The sequence below is a fragment of the Pseudomonas sp. PDM02 genome (assembly GCF_014852285.1).
GTDB classification, from domain to species: Bacteria; Pseudomonadota; Gammaproteobacteria; order Pseudomonadales; family Pseudomonadaceae; genus Aquipseudomonas; species Aquipseudomonas migulae.
The window spans coordinates 132272-152348 of sequence record NZ_JACVBL010000001.1 but is presented as its reverse complement, the minus strand read 5'-3'; the positions used below and the strand labels follow the sequence as shown (position 1 = coordinate 152348).

Here is a 20077-nt window from a genome sequence, read left to right as displayed (position 1 = left end):
AAAATTCGTGCCAGCTGTCAGACTTTAGCGCTGAACAACAGGCTGCTTGCATCATTCAAACTATTGGCCAGTTTGAGCACTTCTTCGTTGGGGATCTGGCGAACCACTTCACCCGACTCACTGGCGATCACTTTAACGATAACCTTGCCTGAAGGTTCATCGATCGAGAACTCCAGATTGCGCTTGATCGATTGAACGAACTTTTCGATTTCCTGAACGGCCATCTTCAGTTTGTCCTGCTCGCTTTGCGCGTCTTTTGATTCATCCTTGACCGTTGCCACGGTGGCAGCATCGGCTCGAGGCTTTTCCACCGATTGTTCAGCAACAGTCGTCGCCGGCTTCGCGGCAGGATAAGACAAGTTCAGCTTCACGCTCATATCCATGTCCATCACCTCTTAAATTGAAAAAGCGAGAGAGCGCGCGTGCGCACTCCCCCGCCAAAACTTACCCAGCTATTACTGAAGCAGTTTCAGTACAGCGGATGGCAGTTGGTTGGCCTGGGCCAGAACCGAAGTGGAAGCTTGTTGCAGGGTGTTTTGCTTGGTCAGCTGTGCAGTTTCAGCAGCGAAGTCGGTATCTTGTACGCGGCTCAGTGCAGCACTGGCGTTTTCGTTGATGTTCTGCAGGTTGGAGATCGTGGTGGAGAAACGGTTCTGAGCAGCACCGAGGTCAGCACGAGTGGAGTTGATTTTGTCCAGGGCAATGTTGATGGCCGAGATCGCGGACAATACAGAGTTGTGGTTACCCGAGTTGGAAGTACCGGAGATGGTAGTACCGGTCATGCCCAGGGCGCTGGCGTCGAAGCTGGTCGACAGGGTCAGAGTGATCTGGTTGTCGGAAGTAGTGTTCGAACCTACCTGGAATTCCATTGCGCCAGCAGTACCGTCGATCAGCGCTTTGCCGTTCAGGTTGGTGGACTGAGCAATACGGGTCAGTTCTGCAACCGACTGTTGGTATTCTTTGTCCAGAGCGGTACGGTCAGCAGTGCCGTTGGAGTCGTTTCGCGATTGCAGTGCAATTTCACGCATACGTTGCAGAATGTTGGTCGACTCTTGCAGAGCGCCTTCAGCGGTCTGAGCGATCGAAACACCGTCGTTGGCGTTTTTGATAGCCATGGTCTGACCACGGATCTGCGAGGTCATACGGTTAGCGATTTGCAGGCCGGCGGCGTCGTCTTTGGCGCTGTTGATTTTCAGGCCGGAAGACAGGCGAGTCATCGAAGTCGAAAGCGCGTCGGAAGCACGGTTCAGGTTCTTCTGAACGTTCAGCGACGTAGTGTTGGTGTTTACTGTCAAAGCCATGACGAATTCCTCGTTGGTTGGGTACTGCGGCTTCCGGCCCTGGCAACCGCCGGGTATGGCCTAGAGAACCTTCGTAATAGTTATCGTCGCGAATGCAGGTTGCTTTAGGCCATTTTGAAAAAAATTTGCCATCACACTGCCACCCCCCATAAAACAAGGGCTTGGCGGCAAGCCAATCCAAAAAAGTGACGTCAGGGAAATGCCGGTAACGGGACAGCGAGGACTCGCCTGTACCGGCACATTGTCAAAAGCCTTGACCGGCCGTGGTCGCTTCCAGCAATTGGGGCAACTCATAATCAAGATAATCGGCCAGCGCCAACCAGTCCTGCGCCTCCTGACAGGCCTGCATGTCGGTGAGCAACGCCGTCCAGCGGGATTGGACCTCGACAGTCTCGTGCCCCATTGCGGATTGCACATCACTGCAAATCTGGACCATGAGCAGCGCCGCTTCGACATCTCGCCCCAGACGGAACAAAACAGAACACTGCAGCGCTTGGGCAATCAGGGAGGATTCAGTCATCGCGTGAGCTCCGGATGAAACGTCGTGCCGACGATCATCGCCCCTGCCCGACTGCTGTTATAGAAAGCCATCTGAGGATGCCCGGCGATGTACCGTTCCAGCTCGCACAAGTAACTGCGGAAATTGAGCTGCGTCTTGACTCGCTGACCGTGGCCATCGAGCACCCAGTGCCGGGCGGCGCCCACGTTCGGCCCAAGGTCACCGTCATTCCAGCCGGCGTGGGTCTTATTGTTCGGAAAAGCAAAATCGGCGCCGAACAGCGTGATCTGGCTGGCCCCCATGTGTACCGCCAGGTCCACCGCCGGGTGAATCACACTGCCACCGACAAACAGTTGGGCCTTGGGCAACTGCTCGCGTATGTCCCTATAGACAGGGCTGGCGGAATAGGCCACGTAACGCTTGCCCTGCCAGCCTCCCAAGACCTCTGGATCAACCATGGGCATGTAGACCAGCGTGATATCGCGCGTGGCATCGCACGGCAAATGTCGCGTCGAGATACGCTGATCAATCGTGACCACCACATCCGGCTTGATCCCATGCTCGATAAGCGGTCGGTAGGCCGTATCGACGCAAATGAACAACGGCCGCTGCGCCTGTTCGCGTACCGCGCGCAGCGTGTCGAAGTGCTGTTCCAGGCTGGGTCCGGTGGCAATGACAAACACTTCCCTGCCGGAACAGGTGGCAAACAGCTCCGCAGCATCGGCATCGGCGCGAACACGCTCGACACTCGCCTGCAAACGCTCGGCAATCTCCGGATTGTCGGCATTGAATTCGCGATTGTTGAAGGTCAAATGGGTTTCGCTGATCAGCCGGTCGCGGATCTTGGCGTTGTAGTCGTCCGCCAGCACCAGCTCCGAAGGCAGCGCGAAGTACGGCAACTGGATTTCCGCCAGATCGCCGGCGTACAGCAGCACCACTCGTGAATCGGCGAGCCACGACTGTTGATCGAGCAGTTGCAGCACCAGGGAAAACACCGCGCCGTTCAGAATGTGCACGTACAACCGTTCAAGCCCGGTTCGCTCCAGCAATTGCAGCTGCAAATCCCCCAGCCCGGTGCCATAGACATGCACCACCGGACTGTCGACGGGCAGGCTGCCGGCCTGAATCAACGCTTCGCGAGTGCGGTCATGGCGACTGGTCAACTGAATGCCATTGATGCTCAATGTCGAGCCCTGGCCGTCCACCAGATCAGCGCGCAACTCGGTGCTGTTCTCCACCGACAGTCGATGCCAGACCTTGGGCCAACGCCGCTGAATCAACTCGCCGTTGCGCTCAAACAACTCGCTCATGGAGCCTCGCTTTTCATTCGGGCAAAAAAAAAATAGCGCTCAAGGTTACACCTTGAACGCTATTTTTATGCCTGGCTTTTGAAGGATCAAGGGCGATAGATAATCGCCGAGCCCCATGACAAACCAACGCCGAAACCGCTCAACGCCACACGTTTCCAGGTGGAGTCCAGTACGTGTTTCTCCAGCAGCAGCGGGATGCTCGACGAAACGGTGTTGCCGGTCTCGACCATGTCCTTGATGAACTTCTCCGGCTCGCCTTCGAAGCGTCGAGCCACAGCGTCGACAATCGCGGCACTGCCCTGGTGAATGCAGAACGCATCGATATCGTCAGCGGTCAGCTGCGAATCGGTCAGCAGTTCGTGCAAGTGCGCCGGGACTTTCAGCAGCGCGAAGTTGAACACCTGACGGCCGTTCATGAAGAACACCCCGTCGGTCACCTTCAGGTGCGGCGCACCGGAACCGTCGGTGCCGAACTTGGCCTTGCCCAGTTGCCATGGTGCGTTTTCGCCCATCCAGGTTGCAGTGGCGGCATCGCCAAACAGCATGGTGGTGTTGCGGTCTTCCGGGTCGACGATCTTCGAGTACGGATCTGCGGTGATCAGCAGGCCATTCTTCAAGCCTGCGGCTTCCATGAAGCCCTTGATGGCGTAGATGCCGTAGACGTAGCCCGAGCAGCCCAGGGAAATATCGAACGCGGCGACGGTGGTCGGCAGGCCCAGTTTGTCCTGAACGATGGCGGCGGTGTGCGGCAGGCCTTCTTCGTCGCCGTTCTGCGTGACGACGATCAGTACGTCGATGTCTTCACGTTTCAAGTCCGGATTGTTGGCGAACAGCGCATTGGCTGCTTCGACACACAGGTCCGAGGTTTCCTGACCAGCGTCTTTGCGCGGCAGGAAGGCCGAACCGATCTTGCCCAGGATGAATTCTTCATCCTTTTCGAATTTTGCACCTTGTGCGTAATTGTCCACGCCGGCTACAGGAACGTAGCTCGCAATGCTTTTTATGCCAATCATTACGGCTTCCCAATAATAAACAGCCCAATACCACCGCTCGTAATGATTCGAGGGGCGCCGACAAACGGAGAAAAACGCCGCCTCATTGAGGCGACAGCGGGAAGAATAAAAGGCTATCACTGGGCCAAAAACAGGCCAGGCGCCACCTTCCCGATTAATACAATACAGTGAAGATGCGCGTTATGACTCGCAGGTCACTCTATTTTGCCGAATCGGCACCATAAGGGGTTATTCGACCAACGACCAGTCCAGCGGCGTTCCGCGCGGGATAGCCTTACGGGCACGGCGGCCCAGAAGGGTTTCCGCGTGTTTTGGAGCCAACCCCAGCCCCGGACGAATGGCTCGCAGATTAGCGACAGAAAAGGGCTCGCCGGCAGCCATGTCCTGAGTCACGTAGAGCGAGCGGCGGTACATCAGAGACTTGCGCTCGGCGTCCGTCACACCGTAATGCACATGCCCCATGGCCTGCCACGCGCGTTCGGTTTCTATCACCAGGCTGGCGAGCTCCGCCGGCTCCAGCGAAAAACTCGCGTCCACGCCACCGGCACTGCGGTCGAGGGTGAAGTGCTTTTCCACCACCGTCGCCCCGAGAGCCACCGCGGCCACAGACACACCGACGCCCATCGAGTGGTCAGACAGCCCGACTTCACAGCCAAACAATTCGCGCAAATGAGGAATCGTCCGCACGTTGCTGTTGGCGGGCGTCGCCGGGTAGGTGCTGGTGCACTTGAGCAACACCAGATCCTTGCAACCGGCTTCGCGGGCGGCACGTACGGTTTCGTCGAGTTCAGCGATGCTGGCCATGCCGGTAGAAATAATCAATGGCTTGCCGGTCGCAGCGACCCGACGAATCAACGGCAGGTCCGTATTCTCGAAACTGGCGATCTTGTAGGCCGGCACGTCGAGACTTTCGAGGAAGTCCACTGCGGTGTCATCAAACGGCGTGGAAAACGCGAGCATCCCCAGCGCCTTGGCGCGGGCGAAAATCGGCGCGTGCCACTCCCACGGCGTATGCGCTTTTTCGTAGAGCGCGTACAGGGACGATCCGACCCACAGACTGTTCGGGTCCTTGATGAAGAACTCGCCCTCGGACAGGTCCAGGGTCATGGTGTCGGCTGTATAGGTTTGCAGCTTCAAGGCATGCGCACCCGCCTTGGCCGCGGCATCGACGATTTGCAGGGCCATATCCAGTGACTGGTTATGGTTGCCACTCATCTCGGCGATGATGAACGGCGGCGCATCGGCCCCGATCAAGCGGTCGCCAATTTTGAAGCTAGTCATTGCAGTGATCCTTCAATTCGCGCGTGAACACGCAAGCACTCTGAGTGAAACCGGCTTCGCGAAATACCTTCAGCGACGACTGGTTCTCTGGCACCACTTGAGCGGTGATAGTCCGCAGTTGCGGCCAATGGGTGGTCACGAAGGCCTCGCCCCGAGCCAGCAGCGCCCTGCCCCAGCCCAGGCCGATGCGATCTTCAAACAGATAAATCGAGACTTCAGCTTCAAATTCGCTCAAGTCATAACGCAACACGCCCACCGGGCCGTCATCCGCCTCGGCGATCAACAGCAGACGCTGTGTATTGTTCAAACTGGCGGCCAGCCAGTTTTGATGCGACGACCATTCGATCAGCCCGGTCTCCCGCGACCAGCGACGTACCGCTTCGGCATTACGCCCGTCGAACAGAAGCTGCGCATCGTCGGTGGTCGCCGGGCGGATCAGCAACACCGCGCCGGCCAGGGCGGCCGCCACCCGCTGTGCGCCCCGACCATCCACCAGCTGTCGCGAATGCTCGGCCAGACTCTGGCGTATCCCAGGATTGCCCGCGACAAAACCGATGGCCTGCCGCAATTGTTCGACGCTCACCTGCTCACGGGCGCCCAGGTACACATGGGCACCCGAGGCCGCCATGACCTCGCCGTTGGCCTGCTGATTATTCGAGACCGCAATGCAAATCGTCGGCAACCCCAGGGCCGCCCGCTCCCAACTGGTTCCCCCACCGGCGCCGACGAACAGGTCGGCCTCGATCATCAAGCGGAAGAAGTCGCTGACAAAACTGTGCAAGCGCCAGTTGGGATGACTCGCCGCCATGGCCATCATCTTGTCCCATGCCGGGTTATCGGCACCGGCCACGAAATCAACTTCCAGCGCATGGAAATCGGCCATCGCCAACATCGCGTGATAAGTCTGCATCGCTGCATCGAAACCGCCGAAATTGACCAGCACCCGTTTTACCTGGGGCTTGATCGCAATTGCCGGGCAGCAGAACTCATCGCGCAGCATCGCGAATCGCGGGCCGAACAACGTCTGGCAACCGGGCTCAAGCAGCGAACCATAAGCCTCTGGTGTACCCGACAGGTTCTGGTTGAGCAGCAGGTCGACGGCGTACTGGCGAGTGGCGAGGTCGTCCACCGCGGCGATCCGTGGCGCCCAGCGCCGGGCCGCCGTCTGCCAGTGATGGTCGAGCCCATAGTGGTCGACGATGATCCAGTCGAATGCCGGATGGTTTTCCAAGGCGTACGCCAGCGCGTCGATGTCCGCCTGCCACGGCAGCATGGATTCGATGGCTTGTTGCGGGTCTTCGTCGGGATAACGATCGGGCAGCGCAAAGGTTTCGAAACCTTCGGCTGCCAGCATGTCCAGCCGATGCCCCGGCAGTTGGCGGCATGCAAAAGCAACATGCGAGCCCTGTTTGCGCAAAACCCTGGCCAGCGGCAACAAACGAGCGATGTGCCCGCTGCCAATGGTGGGCGACGCGTCGGAGCGAATCAGCACTCTCATTGCAACTCACCACCAGCCTTCAGCGCAGCGTACAAGTATTCGGCGCGTGTCCAGTCTTCGAGGGTGTCGATGTCCTGCACCAGATGCCGCGGCAGGATCACCGGCAGGCTTACCGGGGAAAACAACACGTCGCCGCGCAACCAGGCCTCGCTGCGCCCCCAGTAGAACTGGCCGGCGTCCTGAAAGGCTGCGGGCAGATCCTGCGACCGCGTATTGCGGAATTCCGGGTACAACGATGTCAGCGCGCCCTGCTCGTCGAGGGTCAAGGCGCGCTGCACGGGAAAGCCGAAATCGGTCACGGAAAACGCGAAGGATTTTTCCGGATGCTGCTCCAGCAGTTCAAGTCCCTGACGCAGAAACCCTACCTGCAACAGCGGTGCGGTTGCGTAGATGCAGCAGGCATAGTCGAACGCTGGTAATTGATTCAAGGCATGAACGATCACCGCGGCGGTGCCGGTGAAGTCGTCGGCCAACGACGCAGGACGCAAGAACGGCACCTGAGCCCCGTGATCACGCGCGACCTCGGCGATTTCTTCATCGTCGGTGCTGACGATCACCTGGTCGAACAGTTGCGACTCCAGCGCCGTGCGAATCGAACGAACGATCATCGGCACGCCGTCGAACGGCTTGAGGTTCTTGCGCGGGATTCGCTTGCTGCCGCCGCGGGCCGGAATGATCGCAACGCTGCTCACAACACTACTCCTCAAGAACCAGGCGCCGCAGTTGCGCCACCACATAGTCCTGCTGCTCATCGCTCAGCAAAGGAAACATCGGCAGGCTGATGGCCTCGGCGTAATAACGTTCGGCCTGCGGGAAGTCACCTTCGGCAAACCCCAGGTCGCGATAGTACGGCTGCAAATGCACCGGTATGTAGTGCAGGTTCACACCGACCCCGGCCGCTCGCAAGCCTTCGAACACCTGGCGATGACTGAGGTTGATCCGGTCGGTGTGCAACCGCACCACGTACAGATGCCACGCCGATTCGGCCTCCGGCTGCGCGCCGGGCAAGGTCAGCGGCAAGTACGCCAGCGACCGCTCATAACGCGCCGCCAGTTCACGGCGGCGCGCAATGAAGCCATCGAGCTTGTCCAGCTGCGACAGACCGAGTGCCGCCTGCAGATCGGTGATCCGGTAATTGAAGCCCAGCTCCACCTGCTGGTAGTACCAGGGGCCGTGACTGGCTTCGGTCATCTGTTGCGGATCGCGGGTCATGCCGTGGCTGCGCAGACGCTGCAAGCGCTCGGCCAGTTCAGGGCGGTTGGTCAACACCATGCCCCCTTCGGCGCTGGTGATGATTTTCACCGGGTGAAAACTGAACACCGTCATCGCCGCAAATTCGCCGCAGCCCACCGGGCGTCCGGCATAGGAAGCACCGACCGCGTGGGACGCGTCCTCGATCACCGTAAAACCATAACGTTCGGCCAGCCCGGCGATCATGCGCATGTCGCAGCTCTGCCCGGAAAACGCTACGGCCACCAGCACCTTCGGCAGCGTGCCAGCGCGCTCGGCGGCCTCAAGCTTCGATGCCAGTGCGTAAGCGTCGAGATTCCACGTCAGTGGATCGATGTCGACAAAATCCACCTCGGCGCCGCAATAGCGACCACAGTTGGCCGAAGCCAGAAACGTATTCGGCGTAGTCCATAGCCGATCACCCGGGCCGAGTCCGGCCGCGAGGCAGGCAATGTGCAACGCCGCCGTGGCATTGCACACCGCCACGGCGAAATCAGCCTGGCAACGTTGCGCCAATGCCTGTTCGAAGCGTTCGATGGTCGGCCCTTGAGTGAGCCAGTCCGACTGCAGCACGGCGACCACCGCATCGATATCTGCCTGATCGAGGCTCTGCCGACCGTAGGGAATCATGCCGGCAGTTTCGCGTGCAGTTCAGCGATCTGGCCAACCGACAGGTAGTGCGGATTGGTGTCGGACCGGTACTCGAAGTCTTCTCTGACAGGCCGGCCCTGCTCGCCCAGTTTGTCGACGGCAAAATCCACGTCGACGCTGGTGAAACGAATCGAGGGTTGAATGGTGTAGTGATCAGCAAACTCCAGGGTCATCCGCGCGTCGTCCAGCGGCACCATCAACTCATGGAGTTTTTCTCCCGGACGAATGCCGACGTTCTTGTGCGGTAAATGTTCAGCCATGCCCAGTGCCAGATCGACGATACGAATCGACGGGATCTTGGGCACAAACACTTCACCACCGTGCATGCGGGCGAAGCTGTCGAGCACAAACTGCACACCGTGATCGAGGGTGATCCAGAAACGCGTCATGCGCTCATCGGTGATCGGCAGCTCCGTGGCGCCCTCGGCGATCAGCTTGCTGAAAAACGGCACCACCGAGCCACGCGAACCGGCAACGTTGCCGTAACGGACCACCGAAAAACGGGTGTTCTGGTCGCCGGCGATATTGTTCGCGGCGACGAACAATTTGTCCGACAGCAGCTTGGTCGCGCCGTACAGGTTGATCGGGCTGGCAGCCTTGTCGGTGGACAGTGCGACGACTTTTTTCACGCCGTTGTCGATGGCCGCGGCAATGATATTTTCCGCGCCGTTGACGTTGGTGCGGATGCATTCGGTCGGGTTGTACTCCGCCGCCGGCACTTGTTTGAGTGCCGCGGCATGCACCACGTAATCGATGCCACGCATGGCCTGGCGCAGACGATCAGCATCGCGCACATCACCGAGGAAGTAACGCATGCACGGCGCGTTGAACGTCTGCTGCATCTCGTACTGTTTGAGCTCATCGCGCGAGAACACCACCACCCGCTTCGGCTGATATTGCTCCAGCAGCCGGCGGATGAAATTGCGCCCGAACGAGCCGGTGCCGCCAGAGATGAAAATCGATTTACCGTTGAACATGCCTTGAGTCCTTGTACCTGTCAGTCAGGCTTATGCGAGCAACTGCGCCCAGTTCACCGGGGCCGGTTCACTCAGGGCAAAGCCCGTGCCGGTCAAGGCCAGGTTGTTGTTGTAAGCCTCGTCGTACGCGAAACGCGCCTGCCACTTGTCGCGCAGGGCCGCCACTGCCTGGGGAGCGTCCGGCAAGGTGCCTGGTTGGGTAACTTGCACTTGCGGCGTCCACACCGTGAGCAACCCGGCATCGGCGACTTTCAGGCACAGATCGACATCGGCGTACACGTCATCGAAATGCTCCCGATCCAGACCACCGAGCGCGTCGAATACTTCCTTGCGAATCATCAGGCATGCACCGCTGACGGCCGCGTAATTCTGCTCGACGAGCAGTCTGCGCATGTAGCCCGACGCGTCCTTCTTCTCACCGATGAAGGGCGAAGCAATCCCGCCGTTGAGCCCCAGAATCAACCCGGCACCGGTCACGCTGCCTTCGCGGTCCACTAGTTTGGCACCGACCACGCCGACTTCGGGACGCTGGGCCTGATTGAGTAGCGCCTCGATCCAGTTGGCGTTGACCACTTCGGCGTCCGCCGCCAGCAGCACCAGGTATTCGCCTTGAGCCTCGCCGGCTGCGAGGTTGATCAGGGCCGACGTGCTGAGACGCTGTTCAGCCTTGACCAGACGAATCCGGCCCCGTCCGTTTCGTTCCAGGCTGTCCAGCCAGGTGTGAAGCTCGGCGGACTGGCTGTGGTTATCGGCAATGATAACTTCGTTGTTTTGATAGCGCGTGCGCTGCAAGACACTGACCAGGCAGCGCTGCAAGTGCTCCAGGTTGTCCTGGCTGTGGATGATGACCGATACCTTCGGACGCCCCGCATGGCGGTATTCGATACGCAAACCAGCCGATGCTTCGGCACTGACCTGGGCTTGATAACCGCGGGTCACCAGATGACGGACCAACGTCTGACGCTCGTGCTCGTTGGCTGTCGGCTCAGGAGCGGCGGTGATCAGCAACGGCTCGGCCAAATGGGCAAGGCCGGCCAGGCCACCGGTTTCGATCAGGCGCAGCAGCAGGTCGAACTCGAGCGCCGAGGCGAACTCGCGGGCAAAACCGCCGACTTCCACCAGCGCTTCGCGGCGAATCAGCCAGTGCCGTGCGATGAGTGACGGCAGGCTCTGCAACAGGTCGAGGTTGAAGGCTGGCCGGAACACATCGACCAGCGTGCCATTCTCCTGGCGATGAATTTCGTCCATCGCCACCGCACGGCAACCCTCGGCGTCTTGCAACTCGAGGCTGGCACGCAAGAAGCCGGCAGTGGTGAACTCGTCACCCGCCTCGGCCAGCAGCAACCAGTCCGAAGTCGACTGACGAGCGATCTGGTTCAGCTTGTCGACGTAATTGGCCGCCGTGACCTTGACGAAATGCAGGGTGTTTTGTGCCGTGGTGACTGCCGGCAAGTCGCCCGTGGTGAAGATCACCACCTTGAACGCCCGGAACGCACTTTCCATGAGGCTGTCCAGAGTGACCTGAAGCTTGTCCATGTCTGCGTCCAGATCGAGCAACAGAATGCCGAACTGAGGGCCCCCTTCGTTGGCCGCCAGGTGCTGGTTGATTTTGCGCACCGCGGTGTCGTTCGGTTGCCGGGCCTGCAGCCAGTTTTGCAAACGTCCCGACGGCATTGTGTCGAGCAACTGACGGCTGTCGAAGGTTGGCACGCTGTCCAGACGCTCAACCCAGTCGGTCAGTATCCGGGCATCAGCGGCTTCATCCATATCCAACAGCTGCTGCGCCAGTTTCTGCATCACCCGACGGTTGAACGCTCCCAGGCCAACGGCTTCAATCAGACGGGTCTGGATGGTCGCCGGAGTGTCATTGGAATAGGTGCGCTGCAACGCTTCCTGCTTGAGCAACGCGCCTTCCATTTCTTCGAGTTGCAAGCGCCCCGCCGGCATCGAATGAAGCAGGAATTCGCACTGCGTCAGTTGGTCGAAGAAGGCACTGTTATAGAACGGCATTTCAACGTATTGCTGAGGGCCGAAGACCCGCTTCGGCCCTATCGTCGGATCCGTCCAGTAAGACTCGAAAATCGGCTCGATGGTCAGCGCGTTGCGTTTCGTCAGGCTCTCGGCGAGGGCGGCAAAACTTTGCAGCGCGACCTGCGCGGTCTGGTGTTCATCCAGACCTTTGATGCCGGTCGGCAGCGATGCCAGGAAGCCGGCAAAACGCTCACGGTCGGCGACAGACCGGGCGTCCTTGAGGGCCAGGGTCGTCATGATCTCGGTGTTGTGATCCGAGCGGCCATAGTTGACCTCACGCACCACGTAAGGAATTGGAAGAATCCGCGCCTTGGCCCGGGCGAGCATGTAGTAGACATGCCCGATCTCCTGCCACTGGAAGATCGTTCCTTCAGGCATCGCGGCATACCAGTCACGCAGCAGCGAAGTCCGATGGACCGCATAGAACGGCGGAATGTACTGGCTCACGTAATCGAGTACACGATCCTGACCGAGCTCGGCGTTGTAGTCCTCGTTTACTTTCTTGTCACGAAGGTAGTACTGCACATAGTTGGAGTGGGTCAGGTACATCAGGCAATAGCCATGGCACAGACCGTAGTCGGGGTTGGCTTCGAGGAAGTTCACCGACTCGGTGAGGCCACCATGCATCAGGAAATCATCGTCGGAAGCGAAGACCATGTAAGGCGTGGTGACCTGCTCGACGCCGTACACCAGTTTGGCCTGGATTCCCCAGTAGCCGAATTGCGGCAAATGCCGATAGTCGATGGTGTCCGCAACCGTCGCCGCGCCCTCGAGCGCGATGGCCGACGAATCGAGAACCAGGATCTTGCAAGGCAACGTGCTGTAGTACTGCAATGCCCTGCGCAGGAACGTCGGGCGATTGTGTGTAATCAGCACCAGAGTGAACAGTTCACTCAAGGGCTGCATGTTTTCAGAACCGTAAATGCCTTGCATATCCTTCCCCACCACAGACCGATTGCCTGATTAACGCTTGAATAGAGGTGTCGCTTAACGTACTCGGCGCAGGTAGCCATCCGGCGCGACAGTGATCAGCAGCTTGCTGTGAATGGCCTGGTCGATCTCGAAATCGCGGTTCTCTTCCAGGTAGGCCCAGACCGCAGTTTTCGGGTTGTCACCCTTGCCCCATGGACGGTCCGGGAACGCATCTTCCGGCATGTCTTCGACCACGGTGTCCATGACCACGCAATAGCTGCCCACCGAGACCATCGGTGCATACAGGCGCAGCTCTTCGAGCACGTGTTCGTGGGTGTGATTGGAGTCCAGGACCACCAGCACTTTCTTGCCCTGGATGCGCTCGCGCACCTGGTCGACGATGGCCGTGTCGATGCTCGAACCCTGGATCATCTGGATGCGTTTGCTCATCGGGTGAGCTTCGATCGCTTCGCGGTTGTGCTGGCGGATATCGATGTCGACACCCAGCACTTCGCCATGGCCCATCAGTTCCAGGATCGAGGCGTAAAACACCAGCGAACCGCCGTGGGCGATGCCGGTTTCAACGATCACGTCCGGACGCAGGTTCCAGATGATTTCCTGCATGGCGACCATGTCCTGCGGGAACTGAATGATCGGCCGGCCCATCCAGCTGAAGTTGTAGGTGTACTTGTGTTTGGCCGTGGTGCCGACCCAGCCCAGCGACTCGGCTTGCAGCGCCTTGTCCTTCTTCAGGCCTTCGATGTTGTCTTTTACTTCTTCGCGAAACTGCTCATGGGGATTCATTGAAACGCTCCAAAAAAAATAGGCAAACGGGTTAGTTGAAGACCTTACCGTCGGGGTAAGGCACCACGTTGGTCTTGATGATCCTGGCGGGATTGCCCGCCACGACTGAATAATCCGGGACATCTTTGGTGACGACGGCGCCGGCGCCGATGGTCACCCAGCGTCCGATACGCAAGCGCGGAAGAATGGTGGCGTTGGTGCCGATGAACGTGCCGTCGCCGATCTCCACGCAACCAGCGATGCATACGCCGGGCGCCATGAACACCGAGTGGCCGATTTGCCCTTCATGCCCCACCACGCTGCCGGCGCTGATGCTGGTGTTGTCGCCCAGCGTCACCTCGGCCTGCATGATTACGCCTTCCTGCAGATAACTGCCCTGCCCCATGCGAATCATGGTCAGGTCAATGCCGGGGTGGATGAACTGGCCCAGCGTTGCACCGGCCTCGACCAGTTGGCGAGTGGTCTCGTAGCGCAGTCGGGTGCTGCCGGTGATCAGGTTGACGAAACGTACGTCCGGCCCCTTGAGCTCACTGACCAACGCCGAACCGCCAATGACCGGAACACCAAAAAACGGTGTCCCGTGTTTGTTCGGGTCATTGTCCAGAAACGCAAACTCGACATTCGGTGTGCTGCGCTTCACCGCGTGCAGCATGCGCACCGCTTCCGGGTTGGCCGCGCCCAGCAAGTACATCTTCACAGTGATTGCCTTTTTGCCAGCAGTGTACGCACCACATCCACCACCCGTGCCTGATCGGCGTCAGTCATGTCGTGATAACTCGGCAGGTTGAACGCACGCTCCGGCAAGGCAAACGAAACCGGCGTATCGACCACGTGTTCGCTGAACATGGGCAACGAAGACAGTGGCCAGAAGAACACGCGGGCGTCGATATCGGCGGCCTGGAACGCGGCGATCATCTCGTCGCGATGGATCCCGGTCCCGGCATCGAATACCACCGTGGGCATCCAGTAACCGTTGCGGGCATGGGCAGGTTCTGGGTTCAGCGAAACCCCCGGCAGCGATGACAGCGCGCGGGCGTAATTGGCGAATATCGTCCGCTTGCGTTCGATCAGCTCTTCGATCCGCTCGACCTGAGCGCAGCCGACGGCCGCCTGCAAGTTGCTCATCTTGTATTTGAAGCCAATGAACTCTGGCCAGAATTGTTTGGTGCTGCCCGCGACACGACCATGGTTGGACAACGTCAGGACGCGCTCATACAGGGCTTTATCCAAGGTGACGAAAATGCCGCCCTCGCCGGTGGTCATGGTTTTGGTGCCATGGAATGAAAACGCACCGAACGCCCCCATCGAGCCGGCAGCCTTGCCGCGCCACTGCGAGCCGATGGCTTCGGCGGCGTCTTCGATGACCGGGATACCGTGTTCGCGACCGATCGCCAGCAATGCGTCCATGTCGCACAGATTGCCGTAAAGATGGACCGCGAGAATAGCTTTGGTCTTCGGGGTAATTGCCTGCCTGACGAGCTCCGGATCCAGGCACCAGCTATCCGGCAGAACATCGACAAACACCGGCGTAGCGCCCAGATAGGTAATCGGTGCCGCCGAAGCGATCCAGTTGGTGTTGCCCAAGATCACTTCATCACCCGCGCCGATGTCCAGTGCAGCCATCCCCATGTGCAGCGCGCCGGTGCAGCTCGACGTCGCGATGGCATAGGTCGCACCAAGGTGCTCGGCAAACCCGTGCTCGAAACGCGTCAGGTATTCGTAGCAACGCGCGCCCCAACCGTTCTGCACGGCATCCAGGGCATACCGGGCTTCCAGTTCGCCGACACTCGGTTTGGTGTAGTGAATTCTGCTCATTGAATACTCAACTCCGGAACGGCAACGACAAACTGTGCGCCCCACTCTTTGACCGAGGCGAATTGCTGGGTGATTTCAGGCAACAGGTTCCATGGCAGAACCAGGATGTAGTCGGGTTGTTCGAGGGCGATACGCTCGGGCGACACCACCGGAATCCGGCTGCCAGGCAAGAACTTGCCCTGTTTGTGCGGATTGGCGTCGGCGACCCAGGCCAACAGATCAGGCTTGACCCCGGCGTAGTTGAGCAACGTGTTGCCCTTGGCGGCGGCGCCGTAACCGACCACACGTTTGCCATCGGCTTTCGCCTGCAACAAGAAGCGCAGCAATTGGTGCTTGATGCCCTCGGCGGCTGGCGCGAGGGTCGCGTAGTACTCGGGGGTTTTCACACCGGCGGTGATTTCGGCTTGCAGTTGCTGAGCAACCGCAGGCTGCACGTCACGACGAACGCCATCGGCACGCTGGACGAAAACCCGCAGCGAACCGCCGTGGGTCGACAGCTGACTGACGTCGAACACTTCCAGGCCGTTGCGTTCGCACAATGTCTGCACGGCGGTCAGGGACAGGTAGGAATAGTGCTCGTGATACAGCGTGTCGAACTGTTGCCCGGCCATCAGCGTCAGCAGTTGCGGAAACTCGAACGTCGCCACGCCGGTCGGCTTGAGCAAGGTCGCAAAGCCGCCGAGGAAGTCATTGATGTCCGGCACGTGGGCCAACACGTTGTTGGCAGCCATCAGGTCCGCGGACCAGCCTTCGCTGACCAATTGCGCAGCGGTGTGACGGCCGAAGAACAACTCGCGGATCTCCAGGCCTTTTTCCCGCGCCGCTTGCGCAGTGCTGCGGGTTGGCTCAACGCCCAGGCAAGGAATGCCGCGACCGGCGACGTACTGCAACAGGTAACCGTCGTTGGCAGCGATTTCCACCACACGGCTGTCAGCGGTCAGGCCGAAGCGCTCGACCATCTCGGCGACGTAGCGATCGGCATGCGCCAGCCAGGTGCTGGAGAACGAACTGAAATACGCATACTCAGCGTCGAACAGACTGTCGGCGCTGGTGTAATCCTCGGTTTGCACCAACCAGCACTGCTGACACACCGCAACCTTGAGTGGCACCCACTGTTCAGCCTGTTCCAGCTGATCGGCACGAACGTAGGCGTTCGACGGCGGCGAGGTGCCGAGGTCGATCAGCGGCAGGGCCAAAGGAGTACCGCAACCACGGCAGTTCATAGACGCACTCCAGCGAAACGTTCATCGAGCAAGGGATGGCTGGCGTCCCTGGCTGACAGATTATTGACAGGCAACGGCCAGGCAATCGCCAGCCGTGGATCGTTCACCGACAAGCCGCCTTCATGCTCCGGCGCGTAGTCGGCGCTGTGCAGGTAAAGCAATTCGGCGTCGTCGGTCAGGGTCTGGAAGCCATGGGCAAAACCGGCAGGAATGAGCAGGCTGCGACCGTCACCGGCCCGCAGGTGTTCGGCGTGCCAGTGCAGGAACGTTGCGGAGTCGGGCCGCAAATCCACCGCCACATCCCAGACTTCACCGCGCAGGCAGGTGATCAGCTTGGCTTCCGGCGCGTTGGCATTCTGGTAATGCAGGCCACGCACACTCGCGCGTGCGCGGGTGCAGGAATGGTTGATCTGGCGAATGGAAAACGCTTGGCCGAAGGCGCTCAGGCTGCCCTCGCAGAACAACCGGGCGAAGTGCCCGCGATCATCTTCGAAGCGTTTGTGCTGCACGCTGAACAAGCCCGTCAGCGGCAGCGCCTTCAACGAAAACTCGCTCACAGCGCGCCTCGGTACAGGTTCAACTGACCCAACGTGATGCCACGCATGTCGTCGCCGTTTTGCCAGGCCAGATGCCAGTCGAGGGTCTGGGTCAGGCATTGTTGCAGCGACCAGCGCGGCTGCCAGGCCAACAGTTGGCGGGCGCGGCTGCTGTCCAGGCGCAACAGGCCTGCTTCATGCAGTTCACTCGGTTCGATACGCAATCCGCGCGCTTGTGGCCAGCGGTTGGCGAGCAGCTCGACCACTTCGCCGACGCTGCACATGTCCGCTTCGCTCGGGCCGAAGTTCCACGCACCGGCGAACTCGGGACCTCGCTCGTAAAGAGCGGCGGCCAGCTGCAGATAACCGGCCAGCGGCTCCAGCGCGTGTTGCCACGGGCGGACGGCTTGCGGGTAGCGCAGGGTTACCGGCTCGTCGGCGGACCAGGCTTTCAGGACATCGGGAATCAAACGTTCAGGGGCAAAATCACCGCCGCCCAACACGTTGCCGGCTCGGGCCGTGGCCAGGGCCAGACCGTGTTCGGCATACTTCTCGGCCGGGAAAAACGATGCCGCATACGACTGCGCCAGCAACTCGCAGCAAGCTTTGCTGCTGCTGTAAGGATCGTGGCCGCCGAGGGCTTCGTTTTCACGGTATGGCCACAACCATTCCTGATTGGCGTAGACCTTGTCGGTGGTCACCAGCACGCAGGCGCGCACGCCGCCGACCTGACGGATCGCTTCAAGCAGGTTCAGGGTGCCCATGACGTTGCTGGAGTAAGTCCCCAGCGGATCGCGATAACCCTCGCGCACCAGCGGCTGGGCCGCCAGGTGCAGGACGATTTCCGGTTGGGTGTCGGCGATCAGTTCAAGCAGGGCTCCCAGATCACGCAGGTCGCCGCGCTGATCGTTGATGCCTTCGTGGACACGCGCCAGTTCGAACAGGCTCGGCTCGGTGGACGGATCGAGGGAAAACCCGCTGACTTTCGCGCCGAGGCTTTGCAGCCACAACGTCAGCCAACTGCCTTTGAAACCGGTGTGGCCGGTCAGCAGAACCCGCTTGCCGCGCCAGAATTCCGGGCTCAGTCCCATTGCTTCCATGGGGCCTCCCCGCTCTGCCACAAATGCTCCAGATGGTTTTTATCGCGCAGGGTGTCCATCGGGTGCCAGAAACCATCGTGCTGGTAGGCAGCCAGTTGACCGCTGCTGGCCAGGCCGACCAAAGGCTCGGATTCCCAAACCGTCTCGTCGGCGGTAATCAGCGGCAGGACCTTGGGCGACAGCACAAAGAAGCCACCATTGATCCAGCCTCCGTCACCGCGCGGCTTTTCAGTAAAACCGCGGACCAGGTGACCGTCGCGTTCCAGTGCGCCGTAACGACCGGGCGGCTGAACCGCCGTGACCGTGGCGAGCTTGCCGTGGGACAGGTGGAAGTCCACCAGGGCACCGATGTTCAAATCGGACACGCCGTCGCCGTAGGTGAAGCAGAACGCGTCTTCGTTTTCCAGGTAGCGGCTGGCCCGACGCAAGCGCCCGCCAGTCATGGTGTCTTCACCGGTATCGATGAGCGTGACGCGCCATGGCTCGCTGTAGTTCTGGTGAACGTCCATGCGGTTGTTGCACATGTCGAACGTGACGTCAGAGGTGTGCAGGAAGTAGTTGGCGAAGAAGTCCTTGATCGCGTAGCCCTTGTAGCCCAGGCAAATCACGAAGTCATGGATCCCGTGAGCGGAGTACTGCTTCATGATGTGCCAGAGAATTGGCTTGCCGCCGATTTCAATCATCGGCTTGGGTTTGAGGTGCGACTCCTCACTGATGCGCGTGCCCAGGCCGCCCGCCAAAATAACTGCCTTCATCGTCTCCCCTCTTGTTCGTCACAGGGCTCAGCCAAGCTGTATCAAGCTTTTGCAGGCCTTCTGGATAAAACCTTCAATGCCGCTCAGGGCGCTTCTGGATTCACCGGAAGTGCTCGTTTTATGGCGATATCGGGGGGGCTTGCAGGAAACGCGCCAGCTCTTTCGCTGGGGTGGGTGGGCTCTGGGCCTTGGGTGTATATCCGTTTTTGCGGTTGTGGCGGCTATTGGTTTCGCCCTTACGGCGAGTCACTTTCGAAAAGCCCCAAAGTAACCAAAGGGCTCTTGCCCCTTTCGTTCGGTGCCTCGCTGTGGCTCGGCATGCCCTCGCTCCGGTCCTGCTCCGTGGGCCCGCCGCCATCGGCCATCCATGGCCGGGGGCGGCTTACCCGGCATCCATGCCGGGTTGCCCACTGCGCAGAACCTGCGCTCGGCCTCTCGAGGGGGCGCTCAGATCAAAAGCGGAAGGCGAGCTAACGCTCGGCCTGATGAGTGGTGGGAATCAAAAGCGTACGTGCCCCCCTGTAGGAGCCCGCTTGCCGGCGAAAATCGTCTGGACACCGCGTTCATTCAGACAGCCCGCATTATCGTTGGCGTCCATCGCCAGCAAGCTGGCTCCTACAATTTTGAATTGTGCGAACCCAATCACCGTGTAGGAGCCGGCTTGCTGCGGGCGGCGTTCCGACGATGGCGGTGGGTCAGTCGACGTTTGCATTGGCTGGACGGACGCTATCGCCAGCAAGCCGGCTCCTACAGGGGAGCGGTGTACATATCCGGAATGACTGAACGCAGCAAGGCGAGCTAACGCTCGGCCTGATGAGTGGTGAAAATCAAAAGCGTATGGGATTCCCTGTAGGAGCCGGCTTGCCGGCGAAAATCGTCTGGACAACACGTTCATTCAGACAGCCCGCGTTATCGTTGGCGTCCATCGCCAGCAAGCTGGCTCCTACAATTTTGAATCGTGCGAACCCAATCACCGTGTAGGAGCCGGCTTGCTGCGGGCGGCGTTCCGACGATAGCGGTGGGTCAGTCGACACATCTATCGCCTGAAAGGACGCCATCGCCAGCAAGCCGGCTCCTACAGGGGATAGGTGTACATATCCGGAATGAGGGAACGCGTGCACCAAAGAGCCAGGTCGGCTTT

18 protein-coding genes are annotated in these 20077 nt (G+C 59.9%); all 18 read right to left on the bottom strand.

Annotation, left to right across the window (positions count from 1 at the left end; all coding sequences use genetic code 11):
- Positions 1-17: 17 nt before the first annotated feature.
- The 18 genes from IB245_RS00635 to rfbF all read right to left on the bottom strand — a co-directional run bounded on the left by IB245_RS00635 (position 18) and on the right by rfbF (position 18936).
- Positions 18-383: a flagellar protein FlaG gene (locus IB245_RS00635; RefSeq protein ID WP_008044605.1), complete on the bottom strand. Its 366-nt coding sequence runs from the start codon at positions 381-383 to the stop codon at positions 18-20.
- A gap of 72 nt (positions 384-455) precedes the next feature.
- A complete protein-coding gene (locus IB245_RS00630) occupies positions 456-1301 on the bottom strand; it encodes a flagellin domain-containing protein (RefSeq protein WP_008044606.1) in 846 nt (281 codons plus the stop codon).
- Between the two features lie 244 nt (positions 1302-1545).
- A complete protein-coding gene (locus IB245_RS00625; RefSeq protein WP_192226034.1) occupies positions 1546-1821 on the bottom strand; it encodes a hypothetical protein in 276 nt (91 codons plus the stop codon).
- On the bottom strand, positions 1818-3110 hold the full coding sequence (locus IB245_RS00620; RefSeq protein ID WP_192226032.1) for a motility associated factor glycosyltransferase family protein: 1293 nt from the start codon (positions 3108-3110) through the stop codon (positions 1818-1820). Before IB245_RS00620 ends, IB245_RS00625 begins: the two co-directional genes overlap by 4 nt.
- Positions 3111-3196: 86 nt before the next feature.
- Positions 3197-4123, bottom strand: coding sequence for a ketoacyl-ACP synthase III (locus tag IB245_RS00615; RefSeq protein ID WP_008035244.1), 927 nt, complete (start codon positions 4121-4123; stop codon positions 3197-3199).
- A 228-nt stretch (positions 4124-4351) separates the two neighbouring features.
- Positions 4352-5404: a pseudaminic acid synthase gene (gene pseI, locus IB245_RS00610; protein ID WP_192226030.1), complete on the bottom strand. Its 1053-nt coding sequence runs from the start codon at positions 5402-5404 to the stop codon at positions 4352-4354.
- The gene (gene pseG / locus IB245_RS00605) at positions 5397-6902 is read right to left on the bottom strand and encodes a UDP-2,4-diacetamido-2,4,6-trideoxy-beta-L-altropyranose hydrolase (RefSeq protein WP_192226028.1); all 1506 of its coding nucleotides are present in this window, start codon (positions 6900-6902) and stop codon (positions 5397-5399) included. Before pseG ends, pseI begins: the two co-directional genes overlap by 8 nt.
- Positions 6899-7594: a pseudaminic acid cytidylyltransferase gene (gene pseF / locus IB245_RS00600; RefSeq protein WP_192226026.1), complete on the bottom strand. Its 696-nt coding sequence runs from the start codon at positions 7592-7594 to the stop codon at positions 6899-6901. Before pseF ends, pseG begins: the two co-directional genes overlap by 4 nt.
- A gap of 4 nt (positions 7595-7598) precedes the next feature.
- A complete protein-coding gene (pseC, locus tag IB245_RS00595; protein WP_008044617.1) occupies positions 7599-8762 on the bottom strand; it encodes a UDP-4-amino-4,6-dideoxy-N-acetyl-beta-L-altrosamine transaminase in 1164 nt (387 codons plus the stop codon).
- On the bottom strand, positions 8759-9760 hold the full coding sequence (gene pseB / locus IB245_RS00590) for a UDP-N-acetylglucosamine 4,6-dehydratase (inverting) (RefSeq protein WP_192226024.1): 1002 nt from the start codon (positions 9758-9760) through the stop codon (positions 8759-8761). Before pseB ends, pseC begins: the two co-directional genes overlap by 4 nt.
- Positions 9761-9790: 30 nt before the next feature.
- Positions 9791-12724 carry a glycosyltransferase family 2 protein gene (locus IB245_RS00585; RefSeq protein WP_192226022.1) on the bottom strand — a complete coding sequence of 978 codons (2934 nt, stop codon included), beginning with the start codon at positions 12722-12724 and terminating at the stop codon, positions 9791-9793.
- A gap of 54 nt (positions 12725-12778) precedes the next feature.
- A complete protein-coding gene (locus IB245_RS00580) occupies positions 12779-13507 on the bottom strand; it encodes a cephalosporin hydroxylase family protein (protein ID WP_192226020.1) in 729 nt (242 codons plus the stop codon).
- 31 nt (positions 13508-13538) lie between these two features.
- A complete protein-coding gene (locus IB245_RS00575) occupies positions 13539-14204 on the bottom strand; it encodes an acetyltransferase (protein WP_192226018.1) in 666 nt (221 codons plus the stop codon).
- The gene (locus IB245_RS00570; protein WP_192226016.1) at positions 14201-15322 is read right to left on the bottom strand and encodes a DegT/DnrJ/EryC1/StrS family aminotransferase; all 1122 of its coding nucleotides are present in this window, start codon (positions 15320-15322) and stop codon (positions 14201-14203) included. Before IB245_RS00570 ends, IB245_RS00575 begins: the two co-directional genes overlap by 4 nt.
- The gene (locus IB245_RS00565) at positions 15319-16545 is read right to left on the bottom strand and encodes a class I SAM-dependent methyltransferase (RefSeq protein WP_192226014.1); all 1227 of its coding nucleotides are present in this window, start codon (positions 16543-16545) and stop codon (positions 15319-15321) included. The genes IB245_RS00570 and IB245_RS00565 overlap by 4 nt, the downstream gene beginning before the upstream one ends.
- A complete protein-coding gene (locus tag IB245_RS00560) occupies positions 16542-17102 on the bottom strand; it encodes a dTDP-4-dehydrorhamnose 3,5-epimerase family protein (RefSeq protein WP_192226012.1) in 561 nt (186 codons plus the stop codon). The genes IB245_RS00565 and IB245_RS00560 overlap by 4 nt, the downstream gene beginning before the upstream one ends.
- Complete coding sequence (rfbG, locus tag IB245_RS00555) at positions 17099-18181, bottom strand: CDP-glucose 4,6-dehydratase (protein WP_008044634.1); 1083 nt, start codon at positions 18179-18181, stop codon at positions 17099-17101. The genes IB245_RS00560 and rfbG overlap by 4 nt, the downstream gene beginning before the upstream one ends.
- Positions 18163-18936 (bottom strand): glucose-1-phosphate cytidylyltransferase, encoded by a 774-nt coding sequence (gene rfbF / locus IB245_RS00550; protein WP_008044636.1) that lies wholly within the window; start codon positions 18934-18936, stop codon positions 18163-18165. Before rfbF ends, rfbG begins: the two co-directional genes overlap by 19 nt.
- Positions 18937-20077: the final 1141 nt, after the last annotated feature.

What these genes read in the sequence shown, in the direction of transcription:
- IB245_RS00635 (WP_008044605.1), bottom strand. Translation starts at nt 383, where the DNA reads ATGGATATGAGCGTGAAGCTGAACTTGTCTTATCCTGCCGCGAAGCCG.
- IB245_RS00630 (WP_008044606.1), bottom strand. Translation starts at nt 1,301, where the DNA reads ATGGCTTTGACAGTAAACACCAACACTACGTCGCTGAACGTTCAGAAG.
- IB245_RS00625 (WP_192226034.1), bottom strand. Translation starts at nt 1,821, where the DNA reads ATGACTGAATCCTCCCTGATTGCCCAAGCGCTGCAGTGTTCTGTTTTG.
- IB245_RS00620 (WP_192226032.1), bottom strand. Translation starts at nt 3,110, where the DNA reads ATGAGCGAGTTGTTTGAGCGCAACGGCGAGTTGATTCAGCGGCGTTGG.
- IB245_RS00615 (WP_008035244.1), bottom strand. Translation starts at nt 4,123, where the DNA reads ATGATTGGCATAAAAAGCATTGCGAGCTACGTTCCTGTAGCCGGCGTG.
- pseI (WP_192226030.1), bottom strand. Translation starts at nt 5,404, where the DNA reads ATGACTAGCTTCAAAATTGGCGACCGCTTGATCGGGGCCGATGCGCCG.
- pseG (WP_192226028.1), bottom strand. Translation starts at nt 6,902, where the DNA reads ATGAGAGTGCTGATTCGCTCCGACGCGTCGCCCACCATTGGCAGCGGG.
- pseC (WP_008044617.1), bottom strand. Translation starts at nt 8,762, where the DNA reads ATGATTCCCTACGGTCGGCAGAGCCTCGATCAGGCAGATATCGATGCG.
- pseB (WP_192226024.1), bottom strand. Translation starts at nt 9,760, where the DNA reads ATGTTCAACGGTAAATCGATTTTCATCTCTGGCGGCACCGGCTCGTTC.
- IB245_RS00585 (WP_192226022.1), bottom strand. Translation starts at nt 12,724, where the DNA reads ATGCAAGGCATTTACGGTTCTGAAAACATGCAGCCCTTGAGTGAACTG.
- IB245_RS00580 (WP_192226020.1), bottom strand. Translation starts at nt 13,507, where the DNA reads ATGAATCCCCATGAGCAGTTTCGCGAAGAAGTAAAAGACAACATCGAA.
- IB245_RS00570 (WP_192226016.1), bottom strand. Translation starts at nt 15,322, where the DNA reads ATGAGCAGAATTCACTACACCAAACCGAGTGTCGGCGAACTGGAAGCC.
- IB245_RS00565 (WP_192226014.1), bottom strand. Translation starts at nt 16,545, where the DNA reads ATGAACTGCCGTGGTTGCGGTACTCCTTTGGCCCTGCCGCTGATCGAC.
- rfbG (WP_008044634.1), bottom strand. Translation starts at nt 18,181, where the DNA reads ATGGAAGCAATGGGACTGAGCCCGGAATTCTGGCGCGGCAAGCGGGTT.
- rfbF (WP_008044636.1), bottom strand. Translation starts at nt 18,936, where the DNA reads ATGAAGGCAGTTATTTTGGCGGGCGGCCTGGGCACGCGCATCAGTGAG.